The 26,243-nt window shown below is 60.9% G+C and carries 15 protein-coding genes; 10 read left to right on the top strand and 5 right to left on the bottom strand.

Annotated elements, in window-relative coordinates:
* The first annotated feature begins 96 nt into the window (after positions 1–96).
* The gene (locus HZ994_00875) at positions 97–600 is read left to right on the top strand and encodes a hypothetical protein (protein ID QTN30938.1); all 504 of its coding nucleotides are present in this window, start codon (positions 97–99) and stop codon (positions 598–600) included.
* Here HZ994_00875 and HZ994_00870 read toward each other — a convergent pair.
* The gene (locus HZ994_00870) at positions 597–1,703 is read right to left on the bottom strand and encodes a hypothetical protein (GenBank protein ID QTN30937.1); all 1,107 of its coding nucleotides are present in this window, start codon (positions 1,701–1,703) and stop codon (positions 597–599) included. The genes HZ994_00875 and HZ994_00870 overlap by 4 nt on opposite strands.
* Here HZ994_00870 and HZ994_00865 point away from each other — a divergent pair.
* From HZ994_00865 to HZ994_00855, 3 genes are read left to right on the top strand one after another with little or no spacing between them, the layout of a single operon-like run.
* The gene (locus HZ994_00865; protein QTN30936.1) at positions 1,702–3,126 is read left to right on the top strand and encodes a glycoside hydrolase family 75 protein; all 1,425 of its coding nucleotides are present in this window, start codon (positions 1,702–1,704) and stop codon (positions 3,124–3,126) included. The genes HZ994_00870 and HZ994_00865 overlap by 2 nt on opposite strands.
* Positions 3,127–3,180: 54 nt before the next feature.
* Positions 3,181–3,966 carry an HAD-IIB family hydrolase gene (locus HZ994_00860; GenBank protein QTN30935.1) on the top strand — a complete coding sequence of 262 codons (786 nt, stop codon included), beginning with the start codon at positions 3,181–3,183 and terminating at the stop codon, positions 3,964–3,966.
* A complete protein-coding gene (locus tag HZ994_00855) occupies positions 3,963–6,173 on the top strand; it encodes a glycosyltransferase (GenBank protein ID QTN30934.1) in 2,211 nt (736 codons plus the stop codon). The genes HZ994_00860 and HZ994_00855 overlap by 4 nt, the downstream gene beginning before the upstream one ends.
* Positions 6,174–6,176: 3 nt before the next feature.
* Here HZ994_00855 and HZ994_00850 read toward each other — a convergent pair whose 3' ends face one another.
* A complete protein-coding gene (locus HZ994_00850) occupies positions 6,177–7,040 on the bottom strand; it encodes an amidohydrolase family protein (GenBank protein ID QTN30933.1) in 864 nt (287 codons plus the stop codon).
* 234 nt (positions 7,041–7,274) lie between these two features.
* Here HZ994_00850 and HZ994_00845 point away from each other — a divergent pair, with 234 nt between their 5' ends.
* Positions 7,275–9,467, top strand: coding sequence for a response regulator (locus tag HZ994_00845; protein QTN30932.1), 2,193 nt, complete (start codon positions 7,275–7,277; stop codon positions 9,465–9,467).
* Here the strand turns inward: HZ994_00845 and HZ994_00840 are convergent.
* Both HZ994_00840 and HZ994_00835 read right to left on the bottom strand, forming a co-directional pair.
* On the bottom strand, positions 9,454–17,298 hold the full coding sequence (locus tag HZ994_00840; GenBank protein ID QTN30931.1) for an autotransporter-associated beta strand repeat-containing protein: 7,845 nt from the start codon (positions 17,296–17,298) through the stop codon (positions 9,454–9,456). The genes HZ994_00845 and HZ994_00840 overlap by 14 nt on opposite strands.
* A 175-nt stretch (positions 17,299–17,473) precedes the next feature.
* Positions 17,474–18,718 carry a hypothetical protein gene (locus HZ994_00835; protein QTN30930.1) on the bottom strand — a complete coding sequence of 415 codons (1,245 nt, stop codon included), beginning with the start codon at positions 18,716–18,718 and terminating at the stop codon, positions 17,474–17,476.
* A 346-nt stretch (positions 18,719–19,064) separates the two neighbouring features.
* Here HZ994_00835 and HZ994_00830 point away from each other — a divergent pair, with 346 nt between their 5' ends.
* Positions 19,065–19,250 (top strand): hypothetical protein, encoded by a 186-nt coding sequence (locus tag HZ994_00830; protein ID QTN30929.1) that lies wholly within the window; start codon positions 19,065–19,067, stop codon positions 19,248–19,250.
* Between the two features lie 1,401 nt (positions 19,251–20,651).
* Here the strand turns inward: HZ994_00830 and HZ994_00825 are convergent.
* Positions 20,652–20,801 (bottom strand): hypothetical protein, encoded by a 150-nt coding sequence (locus HZ994_00825; GenBank protein QTN30928.1) that lies wholly within the window; start codon positions 20,799–20,801, stop codon positions 20,652–20,654.
* A gap of 863 nt (positions 20,802–21,664) precedes the next feature.
* On the opposite strand from HZ994_00825, the gene HZ994_00820 reads away from it, so the two are divergent.
* The 4 genes from HZ994_00820 to HZ994_00805 all read left to right on the top strand — a co-directional run bounded on the left by HZ994_00820 (position 21,665) and on the right by HZ994_00805 (position 26,237).
* Positions 21,665–22,138 carry a hypothetical protein gene (locus tag HZ994_00820; protein QTN30927.1) on the top strand — a complete coding sequence of 158 codons (474 nt, stop codon included), beginning with the start codon at positions 21,665–21,667 and terminating at the stop codon, positions 22,136–22,138.
* 175 nt (positions 22,139–22,313) lie between these two features.
* Positions 22,314–22,775 carry a hypothetical protein gene (locus HZ994_00815; protein QTN30926.1) on the top strand — a complete coding sequence of 154 codons (462 nt, stop codon included), beginning with the start codon at positions 22,314–22,316 and terminating at the stop codon, positions 22,773–22,775.
* 172 nt (positions 22,776–22,947) lie between these two features.
* The gene (locus HZ994_00810) at positions 22,948–25,620 is read left to right on the top strand and encodes a S8 family serine peptidase (GenBank protein QTN30925.1); all 2,673 of its coding nucleotides are present in this window, start codon (positions 22,948–22,950) and stop codon (positions 25,618–25,620) included.
* Positions 25,617–26,237 (top strand): hypothetical protein, encoded by a 621-nt coding sequence (locus HZ994_00805; protein ID QTN30924.1) that lies wholly within the window; start codon positions 25,617–25,619, stop codon positions 26,235–26,237. Before HZ994_00810 ends, HZ994_00805 begins: the two co-directional genes overlap by 4 nt.
* Positions 26,238–26,243 lie beyond the last annotated feature (6 nt).

The raw sequence follows: 26,243 nt of genomic DNA, 5'->3' as shown, positions 1-26,243 counted from the left end.
ACCACGCCCCGGATTCCTGCCTATCTTCCGCCAGTGACGCGCTGCCCTTACTGCCAGACCCCGATTTGGTCCAACGCCCCGGAATGCCCGGCGTGCATGCTCACTTTCCCGCGCACCACCGCATTGGTGGGCGCCCTTCCCCGGCTCAACACCATGGTCGCCGACACCACGGGACAGCTCAAGAACGGGGTGGCGGGGAAAATCTGCAAGATCATCCAGAAAATCCAGCGGCGGTTTCCGCAGCTTGTCATCCAGGTCGTGATGCACGCGTTTCCGGCGGATCATCCTTTCACCATGCATGCCTTCTGGCTGTTCAATGCCGGCGCTTTTGCTGGCGAGGCGAAACGCGGCAAGGACAACCACGCATTGCTCATCCTCATCGACCCCTACCGCCAGGAGTCCGCCATCGTCCCCGGCTACGGCCTGGAGCCCCTGCTCAAGCAGGAGGCGCTGGATCATCTCCTGGAAATGTCCGGACCCGCTTTCCAGGATGCGAAATGGCAGCTTGGGCTGGAGGTTTTGCTCGAAGGGCTCGAGCAGCTCCTCGAATCCGTCAGCACCGTCGATGAGGGCATTGAGTTTGCCGAAAACGAGTTCTAGGCGAAGGCGCGCAGGAAGCCGACCTCCAGCGCCAACGGCTCCGAAGCGTTTGTATCGAGGGTCTGGCGCAGGCGATCGAGAGCATCCAGCCGTTTGCCGATCTGGAAAACCGTCTCCGTCTCGGCGATTTTCGAGAGCTGGGCTGCGGACGCGGGGAAATCCAGGCCGCCCGCTCCGGTCTTGATGCGGATGAGATCCGCGAGCCATGCGATGAGTACGTCGAGGTAGCGGTTGCGCGCATCGAGGTAATCGGCCTCGGCGGCGGCCTTGTGGTAGTCCTCCCTTTCCTTCAGCCAGGTGCCGTCGGTGCCGTCCTTGTAGGTTGCGGATTCCTCCTTGGCGGCTGCCTTCGCGGCCGCCTCGGCATCGGCTTTTTTCTCGGCAAGGAAATCACTGAAAACCGCCTTCATGTGGAGCGCCGCCATGGGGGTGCCGAAGCCACGCCCCGCGACCTTGTTGAGCTCCGCGACCAGCTCATCCCCCCCGCCCTCTCCGAGCGGCCGCCCGCCGCTCAGCTTCACCTGCACGCAACGGGAAAGGATCGTCGGCAGCAAACGCTGCGGCTTGGTGGAAAGCAGCATCAGCAAAGTGCGATCCGGTGGCTCCTCGAGCGTTTTCAGGAAAGCGTTCTCGGCATTCTCGTTCATCCTGTCGGCATCCGCGATCACCCCGATCTTGGTCTCACCCTTAGGCGCGGCGAGATGGAGGGTGTGCTCTAGGTCACGGATATCGTCGCGGGTGATCTGGCGGCTTTTCGAGCGGGGTCGGATGATGCGCACCCATCCGCCTTCCTGCTCATCGAGCGGAGGAGTTTTTTCCTCCACAGGATCGCCGAAAAGATCCATCCCGCCGGAATCGCCGCTTCCGTTCAAAAGGGAAATGATTTTCGAGGCGAGCTCCTCTTTACCGCAGCCTTCCGCCCCGGTGATCAGGAACGCATGGGCCAGCCTTCCCCTGCCATGGGCGGATTTGATGAGTTCGAAGGCTTTCTCGGCGGACTGGGACACGCGGGCGAGGATGCGGAATGCCTGCCATGCTGGCAAGCAGGGAGAGGAGAAGATCGGTTGATTCACACCGCCTGCCGTGTCTAGTGTTTGCCCCATGGAAGGCAAGAATGTGCACAGGGGAAGCGGCGGGAAAGGCATCCCGTGGTTCGGCATCGGCTTTGTGATCCTGGTGCTGGCTGGAGTCGGCCTGCTTTTCACGAGCATCCCCGGGAAGATCAGCCGTCACCTCAAGGAGATCCTGCGCAGTGCACCCCAGGCTGCGGATGATGCCGAACAGGAAACCCTCGCCCTCCAGATCGAGCAGCGGCTGCGCACGGAATATGACGAAAAGCTCAAGGCCGAGCTCGCCGCCCTCAAGCCGACGAAGCAGCCGGTGAAACCCTCCGAGCCAGCCCCGCCCGCACCTGTCATGCCGCAGGGAAAAGTGACCGACGTGAGGAAGCTCGGCATCGGCATCCCGTTTGAGACAGAGGTGGTTTTCTCACAGGGGCAGACCGCTGTTGTGGAAAGGAAGCTCGAGGACAGCTTCACCGCCAGCTACCAGCTGAAACTCCGCCTCCCGAAGGCCGCACAAGACATCTCGGAACCTGGAAAAGGGCACCCCAAGCTCTCCGAAATCCTCCCCGGCCTCACGAAAATGCTCCCGGATGCGAAAATCTCCCCCTGGTACGTCACACTCTACAAGAACAAGTCGGAACGCATCCGCCGTGACGCGAACGCCCTCAACGAACTCCTGACCAAACACAACGTCTTCGACTGCAACACCATCCTCCATCTCCGCTCCGCAGGCGGGCGCAAGGTGTTCTTCATGCAGGCGGAAATGGATGTGGTCTCCGACGGCTCCGATGGCGACCGCCTCGCCACGATGCCGGATTCCATCGTCAACTCCACCCACTACCAACCCTTCACCAGCTACGGCTGGCCGAAACGCACCAAGACCCCCAACCCCATGGTCGCCGGCTGGGAAAAACGCATCGAGAACGGCACCAAGGAACTCAAGGATCCCGCCACCACCGCCGACCGCAAACGCTGGCTGACGGATCGGATCGCCATGCTCAGGCGCGGCATCTCCGACCTCAAAGCCCGCAGCTACCTCATCGCCGAGTACGACCCCTTCATCGTCATCCCCGTGAACCTGCTCACCGACCGCAGCGACCCCTACGCCCCGAAAGTCGGGGATTACGCGGTCGTCATCCATGCGGGGAAAGCCTACCCGTGCATCGTCGGCGACGGCGGCCCAACCTTCAAGGTGGGCGAGGCCTCGCTGCGGCTCGCCAAGGAAATCAACGACAGGGCCAGCCCCTACAGCCGCCCGGTCTCCGATCTCAGCGTGAGCTACGTGGTTTTCCCCGGCACCCGCGAGCCCAAGGCCGGGCCGCCGGATTACGAGGCATGGCGTCAAAAATGCCACGAGCTGCTGCAGGAAATCGGCGGGCTTGGCAATGGCTACGAACTCCATGCCTGGACGGATCTGCTCCCGAAGCCACCCGAGGATGGCGCGCCACCCACCGCGGAATGATCTGTTAGGGGGAATCCCTTGAGGGCTTTGCCAAGGGGTGTTAGCCTTGGCGCGATGTCACAGGAAAAGAACGTCCGGCTGTTTTGCTCGGATCTTGACGGAACCCTCTTGGGTGTCCCGGAAGCCACGGCGGATTTTGCGGAAACATGGATGTCCGGCGGGACGCTGCGGCCTGTTTTGGTTTACAGCACCGGACGCCTGCATGGCGACGCGCAGCGCATGATCAAAATTTCCGGCCTGCCTGAGCCGGACTATTACATCACCGGCGTGGGGACGATGATCTACGATGTTTCCTCCGGCGGCATGATGGACGGCTTCGCGGAAGCCCTCAACGAGGGCTGGGACCTTGAAATGGCCAGGCGGATTGTTTCCAGGAAACCGGATATCACCGAGCAGCCTCCCGAGCAGCAGCACGCTTGGAAGAACAGCTGGTTCTGGCATGGCAGAACCATGGGCGACATCACGGAGCTTCAAAAGGAGATCCACGCGGCGGGTGTGGATGCCCAGGCAATCTATTCCTCCTCGCGCGACCTCGACATCCTGCCCCTGCGCGCGAACAAGGGCAACGCCGTCACCTGGCTCTGCGCCCACCTCGGCATCGGATCCGACGAGATCGTCGTGGCGGGCGACACCGGGAACGATTCCTCGATGTTCCTGCTCGATGGCGTGCGCGGCATCGCACCGGGGAACGCGGAGCCGGAATTGCTTGGGATACTTGGCGAGGCACGGGCATATCATGCATCCGGAAAATGCGCGGCGGGCGTCCTCGAAGGCCTTTTGCATTACGGGGTTTTCCCCGAAATCCTCCCGGCGAAGAAGCAACACCCGTCTGCCTCATGAGCGCGAACATCGATTTCACGGAGACGAGGAAGCTGGATATCATCCACATCTCCATCCATGGCCTGATCCGCGGCAAGGACATGGAACTCGGGCGTGATCCCGATACGGGCGGGCAGTGCCTCTATGTATTGGAACTCGTCAAGGCCTTGGCGAAGGATGGACGCGTCGGGCGCGTTTCCCTGGTCACCCGGCGGGTGTTCGATCCCAAGCTTTCCCCGGACTACGCGGAGCTGCGGGAAATCCTCGATGAAAACGCTGACATCATCCGCATCGAGGCCGGCCCGCGGCGCTACCTCCGCAAGGAGGTCATGTGGCGGCACCTCGATGCCTTCATCGACGGCACCCTTGCCTACCTGCGCAGGGAAAAACGCGTGCCCGACCTGATCCATGCCCACTACGCCGATGCAGGCTACGTCGGCAGGCAGATCGCGGCCGTGCTCGGTTGCCCGTTTGTTTTCACCGGCCACTCGCTCGGCCGGGTCAAGCGACAGCGGCTGGTCGAGGGAGGCGTCGATGCGGAGGAAATGGAAAAACGCTACAACCTCGCCGCCCGCATCGAGGCCGAGGAACTCAGCCTCGATGCCGCGAGCATGGTATGCACCAGCACCCGCCAGGAAGTGGATGAGCAATACGCCCTCTACGACCAGCACTCCGAGAGCCGCATGCGCGTGATCCCTCCCGGGGTCGACCTGTCCCGCTTCGACGGGCCGGGCGCGCCTGAAATGGCATCGGCGATCGATGCGAAGCTCGCCCCGTTTCTCCAGGATGCCTCAAAGCCCGCCGTGCTGACGATCGCGCGAGCCGACGAGCGCAAGAATCTCCCAGGCCTCGTCCGCGCCTTCGCCGGAAACGAATGGCTCCGTGAAAACGCGAACCTGATCGTGATCGGGGGCAACCGTGAAACGCTAGACAAACTCCCCCCGGGAACACGCAAGGTGTGGCTCGAACTCCTCAGGACTTTCGACGACGCAGGCCTCTATGGCTCCATCGCATATCCGAAGACCCACAAGGCGCCGGAGGTCGCCGGTTTCTACCGCTGGGCTTCCGAGCGCAAGGGTGTGTTCGTCAACCCAGCCTTCACGGAACCCTTCGGGCTAACGCTTCTGGAAGCCGCTGCAGCTGGCCTGCCGCTTGTTGCAACCCACGACGGCGGGCCACGCGATATCATCGCAAACTGCCGGAACGGCACGCTTGTCGACCCGCTCGACGAGAAGGCGATGGGCGATGCCATCGAGGCAATCCTTTCCGATCCGGCAAGTCAGAGGGAACTTTCCGAAACGGGCCATCTGGAGGTGAGGAACCACTACTCATGGGCCGCGCACGTCGATACCTACCTGACCGAGGTTTTCCGGATCCTGCCACCTAAACCGGTTGTCCGCGGCAGCAAATCCCGTGGATCGCTTGTGGAACGCGAACGCTGGGTGGTCATGGATCTCTTGCCGCGCATCGAGGACCAACCTCCCGACTTGGTCGAGCGCTGGAACCGTGTGTTCACGGATCAGCCGATCGGTTTCGGCATCGCAACAGGGCTCTCATTCGACGAGGCATGGGAGGTGATCCGGCGCTGCGGGATGCCTTTGCCGGGTTTCGTGATCTCCGGGCTCGGCGCCGAGATCCGCTACGGCGAGAGCGGTGTTCCCGACGAGCGCTGGCAGAACCAGATCGGCACCCGATGGAACCGTGGCGCGGTTGTCGAGGCGCTTTCCTCCGTTGAAGGCTTGAGCATGCAGGAGGAGCGCTTCCAGCACCAGTTCAAGGTGTCGTTCCTCATGGATGCGAACCATGCCTCCGGTAGGCTTGCCCTGCAGCGCAGGCTCCGGGAAAGGGGCATTTCCGCAAAGGTGATCGTGACCGCGAAGGCATTCGTCGATGTGATCCCGATCCGCAGCGGAAAGGATGTCGCGCTCCGCTATCTTGAGAACCGGTGGGGGATCGATCCCTCGCGCATCTTTTATTTCGGCACATACGGAAACGACATTTCCGCGGTGCGCGGCAGGAACCTTTCGGTGCTGGCAGGGGATGCGGACCGTGTCCTCAGGCAGCTCCATTCCCGCCCACGTCTCTACCATGCGCAGGGAAAAGGCCTCGAAGGGTTCTTCGAAGGCCTAGATCATTACGAATTCATCGAGGGCTCCAAGCCTCCGAAACCACATGAGAACGAGGTGTTGAGCGAGGAGGATGTGCCTCCCATCGAACTCCATCCCTGAATTTCAGGCAATCCCGTAGCAGCGTGCGGCGTTTCCCGAAAGGATCGCATCACGTTCGGAAAGGCCTTCCGCGAGATTGCGGACGGTGTCCGCCCAAGATTTGTAGCCGGTGCGTAGCAAGCAAACCGGCCAATCCGTGCCGAACATGACCCGGTCGGCTCCAAATATTTCGAGCGTTTCGTGGAAATACGCGGAGACGGTTTCGGCATCGCCTTCGCCCTCGGGAAACTCGGTGAGCAGTCCCGAGAACTTCACGCCGACCACGTTCTCGCGCTTCGCGATTTCCTTCATGCCCTCGCGCCATCCGGATTCGACCCGACCGTTGCGGGCTTCCGGCTTTGCGATGTGGTTGAGGACGATGGGCAGATCCGGCTGGCGATCCACAAGCTGGATGGCAACGGGAAGTTGCCGCTGGAAGATGAGAAGATCGAAGTTCAGTCCGAAGGACGGTAGCTGAGACAGTCCGCGGTGGAAATCGTCGCGGAGGAAATATTCGTCGGGCTCTTCCTGGAGCACGTGGCGGACGGCATTGAACTTCGGATGCGGCGAAAGCCGGGCGAGTTCCTCGGATACGTTTTCATCGATCAGCGGCACCCAGCCGACGACCGCCTTGATGCGATCCGTTTGATCCGCAAGCGAGAGCAGGAAATCGGATTCCCCGGTGACTTGTCGGGCTTGGACAACGACGGTTCCCGTCACGCCGGATTCGGATGCAACGGTTTCGAGTTCGGGAATGAGCTGGTCTTGCGCAAGCGGCGAGCCCTCGGGGATCCAAGGATATTCCTCCTTCGAGTAGCGCCAGAGATGATGGTGGGAGTCGATCATGGTTATGGAGAAGGGTGCTTCCAGCCCCTTTGCGGAGGACAAGGAGATGGCCCGGGTTGTGGAAAAGCGGCGGGACGCACGCTTCTCCTTCCCGGAGCGAAGCGGAAATGCACCGACTGGAAAACCGAAAAATCCCCGTCCACCCGCCACGCCCATCACATACGAGACCGAGGCGCTCCCCGAGCCGGGTTCTCACGGAGGGGCAACCCCGGCCAAATGTACGGATGCGTGCGATAAATTAAGTGAAATCCCCATGATTGGGGCGATGTGTTGTCCGTGAGCAAAATGGATGAGATCGCCAACGGCTGCCCGGATCAGATGGTTTTTCCCGGTCTTTCGCTTTGTCATGTCGTCGCGGGACGCCTGGAGGGGCGATCCGGCGGACTCTGGCCTGAGGAACTGGCGCTGGACGACGTGGAGTCCGCGATGCTCTGGTGGGATGGCTGCGACGGGACCGCGCTCGTGGCGGCGGCGGAAGGCGGGAAGCGCTGGCTGCGGCTGCGGCGGCACGGGGATTTCCTCAATTCGGAGGATGTGACCGCAGGGCACCAGGCAACCGAGCGCATGCTGCGCGAGGGACGGCATTTCCATGCGCTCATAGAGAGGTCGGCCGAGGGGATATCGATCTTCGATACGGGAGCGAACATCCTGTATGAAAGCCCCTCGAACGAGCGCATCCACGGCTACCGGGCGGAGGAGATGGAGGGGAAAAACCTGTTCGATTTCTGCCACCCGGATGACATGGAGCGGGTGATGCCGCGCTTCGCGCACCTCGCGGAGGGACCGGGGATCGTGGAGACGGAGATCGTGCGTTTCCGCCACAAGGCGGGGCACTACATCTATCTGGAGGGGACGGTGCTCAACGCGACGGATGACCCGCGGATCGGCGGCTTGGTGAACAATTTCCGGGATGTGACCGGGCGTCTGGAAACGGAGCGCGAGCTGCGGCGGGCGAAGGCGGCGGCGGAGGAAACCTACCGGCGGCAGAGCAACTGGCTGGCGAACCTGACCCACGAGATCAAGACCCCGCTGGCGCTCATCCGCGGGCCGCTGGCGGATCTGGAGAACGGGGAGGAACCGGATGCGGCGCGGGCGGCGGCCTGGCAGATGGTCGCGCGGAACATCGGCAGGCTCGACGGGCTGCTGACCGAGCTGATCGATCTGGCGTTGCTGGATGCGGGGGCGTTTTCGCTGAACGTGAAGCGGCGGGATCTGGCCGGCTTCGCGAGGGAGATCGCGGATGATTTCGTGGCGGCAGCGGGTGAGCGGGGAATCGCGCTTGAGTTTTCGGCCCCCGAGGTTTGCGAGGTTTTCTTTGATGAATCCAAGCTGGAAAAAGTGCTCTGCAACCTGATCGGGAACGCGCTTAAATTTTCCGGGCAGGGCTCCAAGGTGCGGGTGCACGTCGCTCCGGGGGAAGGCGGGTTGGCGGAGGTGGTGGTCTCCGATGAGGGGATCGGCATGGACGAGCAGACGCTCGGGCGGGTTTTCGAGAGGTTTTACCAAGGGGATTCCGGGGCAAACCGGGCCAGGGAAGGCATGGGGATAGGGCTGGCGATCGCGCGGGAGATGGTGGAGCTGCACGGCGGGCGCATCTCCGTGCAGAGCGAGGCGGGCAAGGGCAGCGTGTTCCGTTTCACCCTGCCGACGGGCTGCGAGCACTTCGATCCCGAGGATGTGGATCTCTCCGCCCCGCCCGTGCCGCGGCCATTGGCGGTGGGCGGCACGAGCCCGTTGCACGCGAGAAACGGGGCGATGGATGACGCGCCGAGGCTTTTGCTGGTGGAGGACAACTTCGACATGCGGACGTATCTGCGGCTGCATCTGGAGGGATTCTATCGCGTGGAGGTGGCCGGAAACGGGGCGGAGGCGCTGGAGATATTGGGGAAGGCGAAGCCGGACATCATCCTCTCCGATGTGATGATGCCGCAGATCGACGGACTGGAATTCTGCCGCAGGCTGCGGGCGATGCCGAAGTGGGGGAAAGTGCCGGTGGTGCTGCTTTCCGCAAAGGGCGGGGTGGATCACAGGGTGGAGGGGCTGGCGGCGGGTGCGGACGATTACCTTTCCAAGCCGTTTTCGATCGCCGAACTGCACCAGCGGCTGCGGGTGCGGCTGCCTGCGGGTTTCCGGGAAAACGACGGGAACGCCCTGTGGTGGGAGGATCTGATCGCGCACATCGACGCGCGGCTTTCCTCTCCGGATTTCACCGTGGCGGTGCTGGCGCAGCAGATCGGCTATAGCGACAGGCAGCTTCGGCGCAAGGTGATCGGGATCGCCGGGGAATCGCCGTCTGCGGTGATCCTCTCGCGGCGGCTGCAGCGCGCCCACGAGCTGATCTGCTGCAAGCGCTTTGCGACGTTTTCCGAGGTCGCGGCGGAGGTGGGCCTGACGCCGGGGTACCTTTCAAGGTGCTACCGGAAGAGATACGGCTCGAGAGACGGGGAACGCGGCCTCATTTCCCGGTGATTGGCCTTTTGCGCCGGAGCGTGGTGAGCATCGCGCCGAGCATGAGGGCGAGGGAGGAGGATGGCTCCGGGATGGGGGTGTAGGTGAGGAAGATATCGCTGCCGTCCGAGCCGATGCCGAAGCTGCCGGTATGCGGGTTCGCGAAGCCGGAGGTTACGAGATTGAAGGCGGAGGCGTCGAAGCCGTTGATCCCCCCGGATGCACTGGCGATGATCCACGAATAAGCCGTCGAGTCCGAGAAGTTGTGCACCTGACCCGGCGAGTTGCCGAGTGCGAGGGAGGTGATGTTGATGTTGAACGGGGTGGACGTGGTGGCGGTGATGTTCAGCGCGCCGCTGAGGGACATCCAGTCCCAGCCCTGCGGCATGCCTTTTCCCGCGAGGACATCGCTCATTTCCCAGATGTAGCTGCCTCCGCCCGCCCAGGTTTGCGAGCCGGTGCTGAGGGTGCCGGGGCTGCTGCCTGGCGAGAGGGCGCCCCCTGCCATCACGTTCACATCGCCAAGGATGGTTCCCGATCCGCCGAGTGTGCCGCCGGATTCGATGTGGATGACAGGGCTTTGCAGGGAGCCTGCGATCAGCAACGCACCGCTGCTCACCGTCGTGATGCCGCCGTAGGTGTTCGCCCCGCCGAGGGTGAGGGTTCCGCTGCCCCGCTTGGTCAGCGAGCCGCTGCCGCCGAGGTTGTATTGGGTGGAAACGCTGAAGCCTTGGGTATCGATGGTGCCGCCGCCGGTGCCGAGGCTCACCGTCCCGGGCGCGAAGCCGCTGAAAAGATCCGCCTGATTGGCGGAAAGCCGTAGCGTGCCCCCAGCAAAGCCAATGGCGGAGGAGCCCACGGGATTCGCGAATCCCGCGGTGGTCAACCGCCCTCCAAGGAGGTTAAGCGCTGCGGACGATCCCGATGCTCCAGCCATTTGGGTCATTCCGGCAATCACCTCACCCGTGCCGCTGATGTTCACGGTTCCGGAAGCGTTGCTGCCGATGAAAAATTGGGGGCTTTCCACCGAACCGCCGCTGACATCCATCACGCCGTTACGGAAAAGTCCAACGGTTAGGGAGTTTGACAAAACGCGAGCCGTTCCGCTGACATCCATGCTTCCTGATCCAAACAATCCCACGAGGATGAGAGACGCGTTGGTCGTCCCACCGGTGAATCTCGCGCTGCCCTCGGATGCCGAGCCGACGAACAGGGAACCGGACGAAAAATCCGCGGTGCCGCCGATTTCAAGGCTACCGCTTCCCGTGGCTCCCTCTCCACTAGAGCCCAGAAATGACCCGCCCACAGTGGTCTGGCTGGCGGTAAGCCGGCCGGAATCCATCTCAACCAAACCGTTCGATCCTGACGCCGAGCCGATGTTCAGGTCACCTGTTGTTACCACGGCGCTGCCGCCGATCCGCAGAGTGCCGGTGCCGCCGCCGATCGGACCAACATCGATCACAAACTCGTTCCAGGTCCCCCCGCTCGCAACCGCAAATGCGTTGGATCCGGCGGTTGTGCCGATTCTTGTGTTTTCGCTTCTCACGAATCCTCCGTCAACGATCTCAAAGGTGGAGGCACCGGCTACATTGATCGTTCTTCCCGCAGTGAGCGAGCCGGAGATCGCAAGGGTGCCACCAATGACCGAGGTGGAGCCAGCGTAGGGGTTTACGCCCGCGAGGGTGAGGGTGCCCGGGCCATCCTTGATAACCTGGTTGCGACCCGAAATCACGTTGTTCAGGGTCACGTTGTCGGCGCGGTTGAACCGCACGATGCCGTTGCCGGTGAAACTCTCGGAAGCGAGCGATCCGGTAGTGCCGCCGTTTCCGATCTGAACGGTTCCAGCCGTCAAATGGAACGTGCCGGTATGGGTGCTCTCGCCGCTTATGATCAGGCTGGCTTCTCCGGATTTGGTGAAAAGCCCGCTGCCGGTCAGCGTGCCCGCGAGGGTGAGATCCGCCTGGGTGTCGATCATGCCGCCCGTGACCGGAATGAAAAAGTCCTGCAGCGAGGTGGAGGCTGCGGTCGTCCTCAGGCTGCCTCCCTCGAAATTGACCAACCCGCCGCTCGCCCCGAGGGCGCTGCCGGAATCGATGCTGAGGACACCGCCCTGGAGAAAGACCCCGCCGGTGAAGCTGCTGTTTCCGCCAAGGCTGAAGGTGCCGCTGCCGGTTTTCGTAAGGGCGGCGGCTCCCGAGAGATCGTAGGTGAGCGATCCGCTGCGGGCTTCGAAGGCTCCGACGTTGGAGGTGGAGCCGCCGCTGAGGATGCCGCCGTCGAAGATGATTTTGGAAATGTTCGGGGTCACGCCGCCGAGATCGGCGCTGCCGGCCAGCAAGGTCAGGGTGCCCGGACCCATGGCGTTGGCGTGGGTGATCGCAAGACTTCCGGCCGCGAGGACAAGGCCTCCGGCAAAGGTGTTTTCGCCGCCCAGGGTGAGGTTGGCGGAGCCGGTTTTCCGGAAGGATCCGCTGCCGGAGACCGGGCCGTTGAAGGTGAGGTTCGCCTGGGTTTCGACGATGCTTTCCGGAACCGAAACAAGGACGGACTGCTGGGTGGTGGAGGAGCCGGTCGTCCTGAGGACGCCTCCCTCGAGGCTGAGCACTCCGCTGCTGGCTCCTAGGGCGGTGCCGGAGTCGATGCTGAGTGTGCCGTTCTGGAGGTTGACCCCACCGGTGAAGCTGCTGTTTCCGCTGAGGGCGAAGGTGCCGGTGCCTGTTTTCGTGAGGGCGGCGGCTCCGGTGAGATCGTAGGTGAGCGATCCGGTGCGGGCTTCGAAGGCGCCGACGTTGGAGGTGGAGCCGCCGCTGAGGATGCCGCCGTTGAAGATGATTTTGGAAATGTTCGGGGTCGCGCCGCCGAGGTTCGTGCTTCCGGCGAGGAGCGTCAGGGTGCCGGTGCCGACGGCGTTGGCACTGGTCAGGGAGAGGTTCCCCGCCGCCACGGTGAGGCCGCCGTCGAAGCTGTTGTCCCCGCCGAGGGTGAGGGTGCCGGCGCCGATTTTCCGCACGGAGCTGCTGCCGGTGAGCCTGCCGTTGAGCGTGTTGTTGAAGCCATTGGTATCGAACACGACCTGCTGTGCCAGTGCCATGTCCAGCGAGGAGGTGAGGGAGGAGCCGATGACCCGGAGGGTGCTGGCGGACAGGCTGACGCTGTGGGTTCCCGCGCCGCCGCGAAGCCCGTCCGTCCCGCCTACGGAAAGGATACTGCCGGAGCTGATGTTCAGCGTTCCCGCGCCGCCTGCCAGGCCGCCGATGGTGATGGGTCCGCTCGCGGAAACCAAGGATCGGTCCGTGATCGAGAGCGAGCCCTGCCCGGCCTGCCCGACGAGGATGCTCCCGGTATTGAGCGAAGTGCTGACACCGCTCACACTGACCTGACCATTGGCCGCAGCGCCAACGCCAATGGCCAGCGATGAACCCACATTCACGACGCTCCCGCTGGCGATGGCAAGGGAGCCGGTGGACGCGTGGGCGACCTCCGCGAAACCGGTGATGTCCCAGCGGCTGCCGTTTTCCAGGCTGGCGCTGCCTTGTCCCGCAAAGCCGCTGTAGGCATTTCCCCGCGTGGTGACAAGGCCCCCGGATTGGACATTGAGCGCACCGACACTTGCCGCCCCAAAGCCGATGTTCAGATCCTGTTCTGTCCGGAACAAGGATCCGCCGTGCACGGACAGGGTCCCGGAACCTTCGCCGCCCACGAGCGCAAACTGCGCCACCGTGGCATTCGAGGCGTTGTTGAGGGTGATGCTGCCGCTCGTGCCCGGGGTGAAGCCGAGCCCGGCGAATGTGCCGACCTGGAGGTTGGAAAACTGCCCGTCAAGCGTGACGGCTCCGTTCCCGGTTCCGTTGATCCCGGCAACGAAGGAGGTGGTCGAGCGGACGGTTCCCCGGTTCGTGATGTCGAGGGTGCCGGTGCCGTTGCTGCCGATCTCGATGAAGTTGCTGCTGAGGGCGGCGGCGGTGCTGCCGGTGACGGTGGCGGAGCCGTTGCCCACGGTGATGACGCCGGTGGCGAGATTGGCCGTTTCCACCCGCAGGCTCCCTCCTTGCAAGGTGACCGTGCCGGTGCCGAGGGCGTTGGCATGGCCGGCGATCACGGTGCCCTGTTGGATGGTAGTGCCGCCGGTGTAGCTGCTGTTTCCGCCGAGGGTGAGGGTGCCGGTGCCGGTCTTGCTAAGGGAGCCGGAACCGGAGATGTCCCCACCGAAAATGTGGGCATCCGTGCGCTCGAAAACGAGCGATCCACTGTTGCTTACGTTTCCCGAAATCGATGCGCCCGTCCCGATCCGCAGGGTGCCGGCTTGGATGACGGTGCCGCCGGAATAGGTGTTCGCGCCTACGAGAGTGAGCCGCCCCGTGCCAGCCTTGGTGAGCGCGCCTGTGCCGGAAAGGGGCACCGCGGGGGCGACGTCAAATCCCTGGGTATCCAGTGTGCCGCCACCTGCGCCCAGGGTGATCCCACTGGAGCCGAAACCTGAAAAAAGATTTCCCTGATTTCCCGCGAGACGGAGAATGCCGCCGTTAAAGCTCACACCCGCTCCCCCGCCGCCTGCCAAGACTTGGCCAACAGTGATGCGGCCCCCATTGAGCCCAAGCGTTCCTGAAGAGCCGCCTACCGCACCGAGCACGAACGCATCGGTGGTGACCTCGGCAGAACCACCCGCGACGAACAGGGCGATATCCCCACTCTGCGAGCCAACGACGATGGGGGCAGCATGCGTGAGGGAGCCGTTTCCTGCGATGCTAAGCGCGCCGCCCCTCACCGTGGTGCCCGCCCCGTGCGAGACAACGCCTTCGAGGGTCAGGGTGCCGGTGCCGGTTTTGACCAATGAGCCGGTGCCGGTGATGCTGCCCAAATAAGCGGTCGTATTGTGATTCCCACCGGTGGTGAGGGTGCTGCCACCATTGAGAACAAGACCGGAAGCCTCGAGGCCGGCAAGGGAGCCTATCGTTTCGCTGGCTTCGAGGCGGACGCTACCACCACCCTTCACGATGATGGGGGCGGTATCGTGAATGGCGTCGCCGCCGCCCAAAATGAGCAAACCGGCATCGACCGTGGTGGTGCCGGTGTTTCCAGCCACCCCGTTGAGGGTCAGGGAGCCGCTGCCCCTCTTGATGAGGCCGCCCGCGCCGGTGAAGCCCGCGTTGGTCGCCACGGCGAAGGCCTGGGTATCGATGATGCCTCCGTTTCCGGTGATGGCCGGTGGCAATGTGCCCAAGCTGCCGAAGAGGATGCTTTGGTTGCCCGTGATGCGTAGCGTTCCTCCGTCGAAGGTGAAGGCCGTTCCGGCGGCTCCTCCGATCTGTCCGGTCTGAAGGACACCGCCTGCCGAAAGAAGAACCGAGCCTGACGAGCCGGAAAACGCGCCGAGACCTACCGAAGGCGCATTCACCAACCCGCCGTTGCCGATGGTGAGGGCGCCGGATCCGTTCAGCCCCACGATGATTCCCGACCCGCCGGTCATGTTGAGGGTTCCGTTGATGGTGGCGGAGCCGCTGCCGCTGGCCCTGTCGCCCAGTAGGAAGGTATTGGCGTTGACCACCGCGCCTGATGCAACCCGGAGATTTCCGTTAGCCTCGTAGCCGACCGAGAGGTTGCCCGCCGTGAAAGACCCGCCGTCGATGGCAAGGAGACCGTTGTATCCGAGGGCGTCCCCCACCCGCACATTGGCTCCGCCTGAGAAGGTCCCGGTTCCGTCGATCAGGAATGTCGCCGGATCACCGGTAAGGGATCCGATATTGAGAAAAATGTTCACCAGTTGTGAGGTGGTTCTCGGCTGGAAGAAGGAGCCGCCTGATGTCACGCGCAGGGTGCCTTCGCGGATGAAGTTGCTCGCCGTGGTGTTTGTGGCGCCATCAAGGGTCATCGTCCCGCCGCCCACCTTGATGAAGCTGTTGCCGCCGCTGATGTTGCCGGAGAAAGTCGTGGTGGCGTTGTTGGAGCCGACCGTCAGCCCCGCCGATGAGAGATCCAGCAGCGTGCCAGCCGCGCCGGAGAGTGAGCCGATGGTTTCCCCGGAAAGGAGGCGGAGGGTGCCCCCGGCGAGGTGGACGGCTCCGGAATCGCTGATGGCCGCGCCACCGCCCAACGCGAGGACTCCGCCCTCCACGGTGGTGGTGCCGGTATAGGCATTGCTGCCGGAAAGAGTCAGCGTTCCGCTCCCTCCTTTCGTCAGCCCGCCGCTGCCGCCGATCCCTGCTGTCACGCCGACGCTGAAGCTCTGGTCGTCGATCCGGACGCCGCCCGCGCCGATCTGTACATCTCCCGCCCCGAAGCCGCTCAAGAAATTGCCGTTGTTCGCCGTGGCGCGCAGGAGAGCGCCGTCGAACAGCAGGGAGCCGCTGCCCGCGCCCTTGGAAATCTGGAAAGTGGAAAGCGAGCCGCCAAGCAGCCGCAGCGCACCGGTGGCTCCGCTGTTCACGCCCACGGCGACCGAGCCGAAGGTATTCGCCCCGCCCGCCAGCTCGAAGGTTCCGTTGTCACCGCTGTCAACCCCCACGGAAAGGGTGTGGCCGGGGGTGTTGAACGCGCCCGCACCCTCCGCCCGGAGGACTCCGCCGCGCACCATGGTATTTCCCGCAAAGGTGTTCGCGGCGGTGAGAGCAAAGGTGCCGGTGCCGGCCTTGGTGAGGCCGCCGCTGCCCGAAATGATACCGCCGAAAGTCGACGTTCCGTTGTTGGCACCGGTGGTGAGCGTTTGCCCGTTAAGACTCACGGAACCCGTCGCGCCGGCAAGCGAGCCGATGGTTTCCGAAGCGTTGAGCAGCAGGGTGCCGCCCGTCATCACCACGGCGCTGGAGTCGCCCAAGGCCTGGCCGCCGTTGAGCGCGAGAGTCCCCGCCTCGATGGAGGTGGTGCCGGTGTAAGAGTTTGCACCGCTCAGGGTGAGGGTGCCGGTGCCGGATTTCGTAAGCCCGCCCGCGCCGGAAAAAACGCGATCCGTCGCCACCGCGAAACCGTTGGTATCGATTTTCCCACCACCGGCATTCAGGGTGAGTTCACCGGGAGCGAAGCCGCTGAAAAGGGCGGACTGGTTCTGAAGCAGGCGCAGCGTGCCGCCATCGAAGGAAACGGAGCCCGCACCGGCACCTTTGGAGACCTGGTTCGTGCTCAGGATCCCGCCGTTCAGGCGGAAAATGCCCGTGGTGTTCGCATCGAGGCCGACGATCACACCTCCCGTGGTGACATTCGCTGTCCCACCCACCTCCAAGGTGCCCCGGCTCTGATTCAATCCGGAGCCGACGAGGATATTGGTCACGTTGTTCCAGCTCCCTGCGTTGATCCGCGCCACGCTGTCGGCGTTCGAAGTGCGTCCCCCGATGTAAACGTTGTTGCTGATCACCGATCCCGTGCCGCCGATCTCCAGGCTGCCGGCACCGAAGAAACCCACACGCAGATCGGTCCCAAGGCTCCAGCTTCCGCCGGTGACCGTGGCCGATCCCGCGCCGTTATCACCAAGGAAAACGACCCCCTGGCTGACGACCGTGCCGCCATTGTTGATCGAAAGCGATCCGCCGGATACGCGCAGTTCGCCTTGGGTTGTAAGTTTCCCGCCCATAACCTCGATCAAGCTCTGGGTAAACCCGCCATTAATGCTTGTAATCCCGCCAAGGGTGACCTCCCCCGCGCCGCTGATCGAAAGCGTCCCCGAACCCGAGGAGCCGACCGTCAGATCGCTCGTGCCCCAGAACGGTTGGGTGACGTCGGCCTGCGTGACCGTCCCAGCGAAGGAGCTCAGGGAGCCGGTGACCCGGATGTCCTGTGCGGACGCGGAGCCGCCGCACGCAATGAGACCAAGGATCGTGGCGACCCCCACGATGCCGTTTTCCAAAGGCTTAAAATTTCCCATGGAATCCAATTGCCATCGGGTGGGAGACCGATGCCATCGAATTTGCTCCCATGTCCGCCGGGTGGCGAAGAATGTCCGATTTCAGCGCATGGAGGCGATGATTTTGGCGCAGCCCTTCGGGCTATGCTTTGCGATGGCTGAAGATACAAATCCCTGGCGTTGGCTCTTCTTCCCATTACAGGAAAAGCGGCTTCATATGGCGGTCGAGCAGGTTCTCGGTGACGCAGCGGGAGACGATGGCGCGGTTGTCGTGGAGAGCCTGGATGTAGGTGTCGCCCAGCATCGCGGCGATCTTGAAGCCGACGTGGAGGAGCTGGCGGACGTTGGGATCGTAGAGCGGGTTGCTTTGGTCGTGGCGGAGGGCGCCGGTGAATTGTTCGCTCGTCCATGCGTTCACGGTTTCCGCCGAGGGCAGTTTCGCGAAATCGATGTCGATCACGGTCGCGTAGGGCTGGCAGAGCGCTTCCTTTTTGGCGAGCGCCTGGGCGTAGATTTCCTTGGCGAGCGCTAGGCCGGTGCCGCCGGATTCGGCGAGTCCGATGACTTCCTCCAGCCAGTTCGTACCGGCGGTCTTGATATGGAGTCCGGCGCCGGTGCGGGCGAGGGCGCGCTTGATGGCTGGGTAGATGGAAAATTTGTCGGAGCCGGAATGTACGGAGAGTTTGAGGGTCTCCGGCAGTCCGTAGGCCTTGACCGCGTGGGCGATGACGGCGAGGTCGTCGTTGAATTCCTTCTCGAATTGCGCCGTGTCGCCGACGTAATCGACGCCCTTGTTAAAGCGGCCGGTGAACTTCGGCGCGATGGTTTGGATCGGGATCCCTTGGTCGGCGATGGCGGCGAGGATCACGAGAAGCTCCGGCGGGGTTTGCGGGCTGTCGGTTTCATCCATGGATACTTCCGTCACGAAATCCGTGCCTTTCGCGGCGGCGATATGGTCATAAATCGCTTTCGCTTTCTGGGTGGCTTTGAGGAACTGGTTCGCGGTTTTCTCCACATCCGCGCGGGTGATCTCGAACGGCTTATCGATCCCCGCGATGGAAACCGTGCCGATGAGTTCCGGGTGGCGGGCTATGAACGCTGAAACATCCGCCGGATCCGCCGCCTCTCCTATGTCATCCGCGACGTCGAGGGTGAAGAAGTCGCAGGGAGCGATGAAACGGTCGACGGTCTTGAGGTTGATGTGGTCGGCATCCAACAGGTACTCGCCCGTCCATCCGAGGTCGGCGACGGCCTTGTCGGCGGCGTCGCGGGTGGATTGCGGTTGGGAGCCGATGATGTCATGCTCGCGGTTCGATTTGTTCCAGACCGGCGTGATGTCGATTCCGAGTTCCTTGGCGGCGATGAAGGCCTTGAGCTGGGCGTGCACGCCGTTGGCGAAGCGGTCGCCGACTCCGAAGGTGTATTTGGGGCAGGGTTTCATTTTGTTAGAAGCTATTTGTTGTTGGTTGTTGGGAATAATTTTTCACCGCCAAGTTCGCTAAGATCGCCAAGGCCAGGGTAGTGGGGATTTTTTGCCACAGAAGACACGGGATGAAGAGATTGGCTTGTGGGGAATCGATCATGTTCGCGTTGCATGGTCACCGAAGCGTAGATGGGCGGACTAGAAAACCGAAAAATTTCCGTCAAATCGCAACCTTTTCCATCCAGTCCTGCGGCAAAAAGTGCCCTTCAGCCGCTTCATCCCGGAAAAAAGGTTCTCCCCGGGGGGCTCCAGCAGGAGATGGAAGTGGTTGCCCATCGGCACCCACGCATGGACACGCCGCCCCATGGCTACCGCAAACCTGTCCGAGCCGGTGGATGAAGCTCCTGCGGTCGTCGTCGTCCTCGAAAATCACCTTGCCGCCATCTCCGCGGGCCATGATGTGGTGGATCGCTCCAGGATACTGAAATCGCAGTGGTCTTGCCATGTCCCGTGGCAGGCCGGTTCCGGAAAGGACGCAAGCCGGATGTGAATCCGCAAGTCCTGACCCCATTCACAAGCCCGCGCCGCGCACCCGCCAGCATCACCGCACGGTGCAGCCTTTCTCCCAGTGAGCGCGGCTCGCGCCCGTTCTCAGCACATAGCTCCAGCCACCGCCTGTGCCAGCGCATCGCCACCGCCCAGCGCTCCAGCTGCCAATCCTTGCGCGGCTTGGTGATCACCTGCTCATTCCAGAATCTCACCGCCGATGCCCTGACCGGCTCCAAACCCTGCCCCAGCCTCCAGTGCTCATACCACGCCACCAAAAACACGTGGTTTTGCTTTTCCTGATCCGTGAGATCCCGGGAAGCCTCGAGATCCGATCTCCAGTCGGCATGCGAACCTATCATCAGAACACTGTTCGTTTGAAAGGTGTTTGCAATCAAGGTTTTTCATCACGCTTCGTAAATTCTGGTATTCAACCATCTATGACCATCACAGATGCCTGACGGAACGAACGCCCGCACCGCAACCCCGCGCAAAACCGCCACCCTCCGCCGCCCGATATGGACACGCCCCCGCGCGAAAAGCCTTGATCTTCCAGCGATTTCCCGCTCCCATACTGGAAGACTATCCCGCCCGATATCACAAGCTGGGCGGAACTAATACATCTGTTGTGCCAAAGAATAGAAATTCCCTGATCTGCCCACCAAAGACCATGCGCCTCCCCTAACTCTATTTGCAGTAACCGCATCGAACTCATAAGACAATCACGTAATCCAAACTGAAGCTCCAAATCAACCAGCATGAAACCAAAGCCCACAACCCAAGAACGCATCGAAAGTGCACTAGCCTCGTCAGAGCATCCAGGTTGGTTCAATGCGGGAGCCAAACTCTTTCTTGTCCTCGCATTTGTTCCTGTCCTTATGATGATTCCCCCCGCATTCGGACAGGATGCTGATGGTCTTCTCGCTCTCGCTGACCGTGTTCCCGTTTATGGGTGGACGGCTGTGGGTTTGGCGTCGCTGTCAGGCCTCTTCCAAGCACTCCACAAACTGACGCGTCGCAAGCCTTCGACTGCCAAGAGCTTGCCTGAGTAGTCCCAGCTTCCAAGAGAGCAGGAAAAAGACAGGCACAACAAGGCGTCGCTCCTAACACCTGCCCCGCCGCGAGTTCAATCCGCCATGATTATTCAACCTTCAACCCGCAGTCGAAACCTCGCCCCCGGGCAGGTGTAGGAGGACTTGGACGTTGTGCAGAGAACCGCGCATCGCAGCGCAAACGGAAATATCAGCCTTTCCGGTTGCTCCGCAGTCTGGGCAGTCGCGCCCGTCTAGGTCGGAATCCCACATTGCCGCGATCCGTCCTTGTCCGTAGCATGTCGGGCAGTCATCACCCAAGCACCGTCCCGCCCTACTACAGTCGGTAGGGCGGGCGCAGGTTTCGCAGATGTTTAGAGCCATGCGTCTTCGGGGTATTCGATTTCGAGAAGTTCGCAGATTTCAGATTGGCGGATTCTGATTGCATCCCATTCGTTGTCGGAGCGGCAGATAGATCCGTTGTCGTATTGCTTGAGCTCGTTGATTAGGTCTTGGCGGTTCATTTCGGTGTTGTTGTTGGACATGCGTTCACAATACGCATTGCGTAGGGCAACGCAAGGATTATTTTACGCATTGCGCATTTTATTTTTCGGGGTAGTATCCACGCATGACCTGGAACGAATGCCTTGCCCTGGGAGCTACGAAGCTTGCAGCCTATCTGAATTGCCCCGTGACGACCGCGCATAGCTGGATTCGTCGGAGTGGCCCAGCCGATTGGCTCCAGCCCATCCTTGCTGCATACGTTACAAAGAAGCACAACAAGGCGCAGAAGCCGACGCCGAGGAAGTTGTGTGATTAGGTTAGAGTCCATACCGGCGCGGCTTTGCTAGGTGTTCTCCCCAAAAATGCCGTCCACTAAACCAAGGCCTTCGGTCAATCACCGACAACTGCGTATCGCCGTCAGTTCAATTTCGATCGCAATGCTCGTGGGATGTTCGGGAGGATTGCCTGCATTGAGACCAGGCGGATACGTTGTTGAGCCGTCTTACCTTGGACAGTTCACATCGGGAGGGAGTCTGAGCACACTTTGGTATCGTGGTAGCGATTCGCAATACCACTATTTCAGCCACCTAGTGAAGGTCACCACCAATTATAGGGTGAAGCGTTCCGAGCTGACTCTCAACGAATCCGACGAATTCCAACTTGGAGCTCAGGACAGTGTCTTGGTTGCGCATTTCCGGAACCCTTCGCTCGCCGCGGCCCTAAACGAAAAAAATCCGGGAGAACAAGGCGTGGGTGGACAACCCGCTACCCCGCCGCGAGTCGGAGATTGAACCGTGATTAGAACCCTTTACACTGAGTCGGACTGGCGCTCCCGGTAGCGGGTGCCACCACTTCGACGTTATCCAAAAACGGAAAAATCTATATGCCGAACAACCAAGAGAGACAAAAAAGCCGAAAGTCCGGCTGCTTCATTGCTGGCACTATTGTCGCTGTGGTCGTCATGCTGGGAATTGCCGGTGTAGTATATTTTATAAACAGGCAACTGAGCGATTTTGATTCCCACCGAGAGAAAATGTGTCTTCGTCCCGGACTGGTGGTTATTGATGAGCATCTACGCTACTCGCCATGGGGAATGGATGCCGCGATGTGGAGCAAGTTCACCGTCAGGGTGAAGGGTATTGACGAGGTGTTCGACACCTCAAGGGTAGACACGTCCGAGTTCACTCGGGATGGATACGAATTCAAGGTGGACTGGATCGGTGACGCTTGGTGGGATGCTGACAAACGCCGCCTCATCGGGGGTTCAGACGGCGTCGGTGATGACGTCATGCGTGTCGGATACGTCGATAATGGAGACGGAACCCTCACCATTTATATATTCTGGTTCGAAGTGTGAGATTATGTTGGGATTCAGGACCACTCCAAACAACCCACAACCTGGGATAACAAGGCGTGGCTGCCAACAGGCTGCCCGCAGCGAGTCGAAAACGTCATGATAATTCAACCATCAACCTTGAACTCGGAGCGCGCCGCCAGGCAGCCTGTGGCAGCACTTTGACGTTAGCATAAGAATGATCACTCCTCAGAACATCGTGGGTCGGCTCCTCGTGATCGCTTTCTTCGCCTGCGCTGGGATGGGAGCCACCTTTGCCGATCAGTTCACGGAGTTATGCAAGCAAGCGCCGATAATCGTTCGCGCGAGAATCGTCACTTTAGAGCCCGGCGTGGCCATCAGCGATCAGAGCAAGGAGTTCGTGGTTCAGGCAGAGGTGTTCCAGGTGGCCAAGGGCAAGCTCAGCAAGAAGGAGCGGATTAGGGTAGTCATTCGGCTTCCCATGAGAGACCACGATTCGTTGCGCGGCGATCCATTCGGGATGAATGTGGGTGGAGACTTCATTCTATTCCTTGGACCCCAATACGCCGCCGATGGGAAGACGCTTGTTGATTACCGCTTTACCGAGGTTCCGCTTGGATGCCTACCGCACGACTTTTACACGTGGGCACAGCTTGAAAGAGCAATCAAAGAAAGCTAACAAGCCGTGCATGGCAACACCCACTAGCCACTCTGTTCTCGATGCTCCCACGTAGTTTCAACATTAACCCCTCGATCAACGTTGGCTCCCGCTAGTGGGTGCGCCATCACTTTGACGTTCTCCAAGAAATGAAGACCCAGACCGTCAAACACACACCAACCAACAAACCACAATGACCTGTCCACACTCAACACGCAGCGCGCTTCTAGCAACCGCACTGCTCATCACATCCTTTAACGCACACGCGCAAGACGAAGCCAAACAAGATACGAAGAACGGCATCATCACCGTAAAAGACTACCTCGGGAAGGAGCGAACGCTCTTCGATGGCGACGGAGATGGCTGGGATGATCTATGGTGCATCCTGCACCCCGATCTCAAGCATCGGAACAAATCGATAGATACCGACGGCGACAAGCTGACGGACTATGAAGAGATGATTATGTGGCGTGATCCTTTTGTTGCGGGACCACTCCCGCGCGAGCTAACACCCGAAGAAATCGCAGAAGCCGAGCGTGACGCTGCCGCCGCTCTCGTTATCGCTCAAGAAGCATGGGAGAAGAAGAAGACGGAAGCGGCTCCGCTTCTTCGCCAGCTTCTGCCACCGGGCCAGAGCGATCCAGATGCGAAGATCGTAGAGGCGGAAGACGGCTCCGCCGCCCTCCGCCGCGACGCTGCCGCATCTAAGTTGCTCACGGCTGGCAAAGAGCGTGCGCTTGATGACCTTGCCCGTAAATATGGGGTAGAAAAGGTGTTTCAGGATGAAGACGGCAAGAAGCTAAAGCTTGCTGGCGAGTCGCTTGGTCCGATTTTCATCCAAGCGAATGATACTTTGTCCGCAGCAGGAATCAGCGCGGACGAGCTTTGGCCGATTCAGAACAACTCATCGCTACCGGGCTTTTTTCCATGGCCTTACACTGAGAGCAATACCGGACTCAATCTTACAGGTGCTGGCCAAACCCTCGGAATGTGGGAGGTAGACGGTGCAGTGCGCCCGGCACATATCGAGATGGGTGCGGCACGGATTTTTCAGAGGGACGCGGCCGCACTCGACCCGACAAGCCACGCGACTAACGTCGCTGGCACAATGGCCGCTAGCGGCGTGGGATCTCTGTTTGGGCAGTTCTTTGAGAGCCGCGGTGTCGCCTATCAGGCGAATGTTTTTGCTTACGAGACTAGCACGAATTTTAAGGCCGAGAGAGAAGCTGCAGCAGCAGGCAATGCGACCGATCCACCCATACGCGCAGCAAACCATTCTTGGGGTTTAACGTGCGGTTGGCGGCGTGAGGATATTGATCCAACAGCTGGAACAAACCTTCAGTGGGTTTGGTATGGAGCCACTTTATCTAGTTTTCAAGAGGATCATAAGTTTGGATTTTACCTGCCCGACCAGCCTTCACCATTCGATTTTGGCTCAACGCAGCTTGATCTATTTCTTCAGTCGCAAGCTCCTCAGCACTTAATGGTTTATTCCTGCGGGAATGACCGGACTGAAGGCCCGGGTGTCTCTCCGGGAACCTACTACTACAGAACCGGAGCGACTACTTGGACGCCCGTCAACGCCACCACCTTCCCCCGCGATTGGGATGATGGTGACGCGGGTTTCTACGATACCGTCGCTCCTCCGGGCACATCAAAGAATGTGCTTACGGTTGGTTCTTGTGACGATGTATTCAACACTGTCGGGTCAAATCTATTCATTGGCTTTGGCCCTACTTCCGTCGTCAACGCTTCATCATTTAGCGGAGCGGGTCCGACTGACGATGGCCGTATCAAGCCGGATTTGGTAGCCGTTGGCTCACCTTCGCAGACGATCCGTCAGCCTCTCGGCTTGATGAGTGGTAGCCCACTTGCGCCTGTCATCACAGCCCCCAACTCAGCCACGAACAACAACTACTCGGTCGGCATCCAAGGCACCAGTTTCTCGGCACCTGCGGTGACTGGCGCACTTGGACTTGTGATGCAGCGCAGGGCGCAGCTTTATCCGACATTACCTGCTTCGCAGGCGTGGCGCGGATCGACGCTGAAGGCCATTGCGATCAATACCTGCGACGACGTGGGAGCGGAAGGACCGGACTACCGCCTTGGCTATGGCGTGATGAATGCCCGGAGAGCGGCTCTTGCGGTTGATGCAGATCATGTAAGCGGACGCGGCTCCCTCATCAAGGAGTTCAGCCTCGCTCCCAGCCAATCGGCTTCATGGGTAGTAAAGTGCGATGGCACACAGCCGCTTTCTGTCACTTTGCCATGGAGTGATGTTCCCGGACCCGCATTGACGACCATTACCGGACCGGACGCGCAGAACGCAATGCTGGTCAACAATCTCGACCTGAAAGTCGAGTATCTTGGCCCGGATGTGACGACTCTTCCTGCTCCGACTGCGGTTGTTTCGACTTTCCTTCCGTGGACTCTCAACCCCGATTTGACGACCAAGAGCGCGACGACTCGCGCTTTACCCGCAGTTCGCGGCGTGGACAACCGCAACAACGTTGAGAAGGTTTCCATCGCCAGTCCTGCGGCTGGCCGTTACCGCATCACTGTCACTCACTCAGGCGGGCTACAGGGCAATCCGGCTCCAAGCACACAGGTTGTTTCCGCCGCCCTTAGCGGCGTAACACCCGAGTTGCCGACGATCACCTCTCTGGCGGCATCACCGACTGCGACTGAGTTTATTCTGAGTTTCACGGCGGATCCGGGCGCGTTTTTCACGATCCAGAGTTCGCCGGATTTAGTCACGTGGACAGATGTAGGATCGGTTCTAGCTGAGACCGTGACGAACTCGGTGATCGTCACGTCGGGTGTGGGCAATCCTAAGCTGTTCTGGCGCATGAGGAGAGGACAATGAGCCGCAGACTACTCACCGCAGGCATTGCAGCCGCCTTGGCCTTCGGCCCGGCGGCTCATGCCGCTGTGGTAATCACGGCTTTGTCTTCACCATTGGAGATACGTGACGAGTTCTTTGGACGTTATGATCCCATCGATTTGGACGGCAACGGCATAGTCGATTACACGTTTGTTAGCACGTTTTCTGGAACTGGGTTTCAGACACCAGATTTGAATCGTGCAGTTATACGTCTTGATCCTCCGCCAAATATTGGAGGTCCTCCAGTTTCTTTGGGAATCGGCTACATCATTGGAGCGACTTTAACACCATCAGAATTCAATAATTTATTCTGGGATGACAGTGACATGAGCATTGTTCAGGTTTTAAGTACTGGATCAGCTAGTGAGTTCAACGGACGCGGGGCTATCGGTCTTGAGTTCCGCGCAGACGATGGGATTCATTATGGTTATTTTGATATCAGTGCGGGGCCAGGATACGCCGGGATCACACTTTATGGCTGGGCATACGAATCACAGCCGGGAATATCGATATCGGTAGCGCATGTTCCGGAGCCTTCCGCTTTGACCTTGGCTGGTGTAACTACAGCGTGCCTTCTATCACGTCGCCGAAGAAAATGAAGACCG

Source organism: Akkermansiaceae bacterium, from assembly GCA_017798145.1.
Taxonomy (GTDB): domain Bacteria; phylum Verrucomicrobiota; class Verrucomicrobiia; order Verrucomicrobiales; family Akkermansiaceae; genus Luteolibacter.
Note: the sequence above shows the minus strand (reverse complement) of the source record. Positions and strands in the feature narration are given on the sequence as shown.

Bases quoted from the DNA above. Each gene is read 5' to 3' on its own strand.
- HZ994_00875 (QTN30938.1), top strand. From the start codon at position 97: ATGCTCACTTTCCCGCGCACCACCGCATTGGTGGGCGCCCTTCCCCGG.
- HZ994_00865 (QTN30936.1), top strand. From the start codon at position 1,702: ATGGAAGGCAAGAATGTGCACAGGGGAAGCGGCGGGAAAGGCATCCCG.
- HZ994_00870 (QTN30937.1), bottom strand. From the start codon at position 1,703: ATGGGGCAAACACTAGACACGGCAGGCGGTGTGAATCAACCGATCTTC.
- HZ994_00860 (QTN30935.1), top strand. From the start codon at position 3,181: ATGTCACAGGAAAAGAACGTCCGGCTGTTTTGCTCGGATCTTGACGGA.
- HZ994_00855 (QTN30934.1), top strand. From the start codon at position 3,963: ATGAGCGCGAACATCGATTTCACGGAGACGAGGAAGCTGGATATCATC.
- HZ994_00840 (QTN30931.1), bottom strand. From the start codon at position 17,298: ATGGGAAATTTTAAGCCTTTGGAAAACGGCATCGTGGGGGTCGCCACG.
- HZ994_00835 (QTN30930.1), bottom strand. From the start codon at position 18,718: ATGAAACCCTGCCCCAAATACACCTTCGGAGTCGGCGACCGCTTCGCC.
- HZ994_00830 (QTN30929.1), top strand. From the start codon at position 19,065: ATGGCTACCGCAAACCTGTCCGAGCCGGTGGATGAAGCTCCTGCGGTC.
- HZ994_00825 (QTN30928.1), bottom strand. From the start codon at position 20,801: ATGAACCGCCAAGACCTAATCAACGAGCTCAAGCAATACGACAACGGA.
- HZ994_00820 (QTN30927.1), top strand. From the start codon at position 21,665: ATGCCGAACAACCAAGAGAGACAAAAAAGCCGAAAGTCCGGCTGCTTC.
- HZ994_00815 (QTN30926.1), top strand. From the start codon at position 22,314: ATGATCACTCCTCAGAACATCGTGGGTCGGCTCCTCGTGATCGCTTTC.
- HZ994_00810 (QTN30925.1), top strand. From the start codon at position 22,948: ATGACCTGTCCACACTCAACACGCAGCGCGCTTCTAGCAACCGCACTG.
- HZ994_00805 (QTN30924.1), top strand. From the start codon at position 25,617: ATGAGCCGCAGACTACTCACCGCAGGCATTGCAGCCGCCTTGGCCTTC.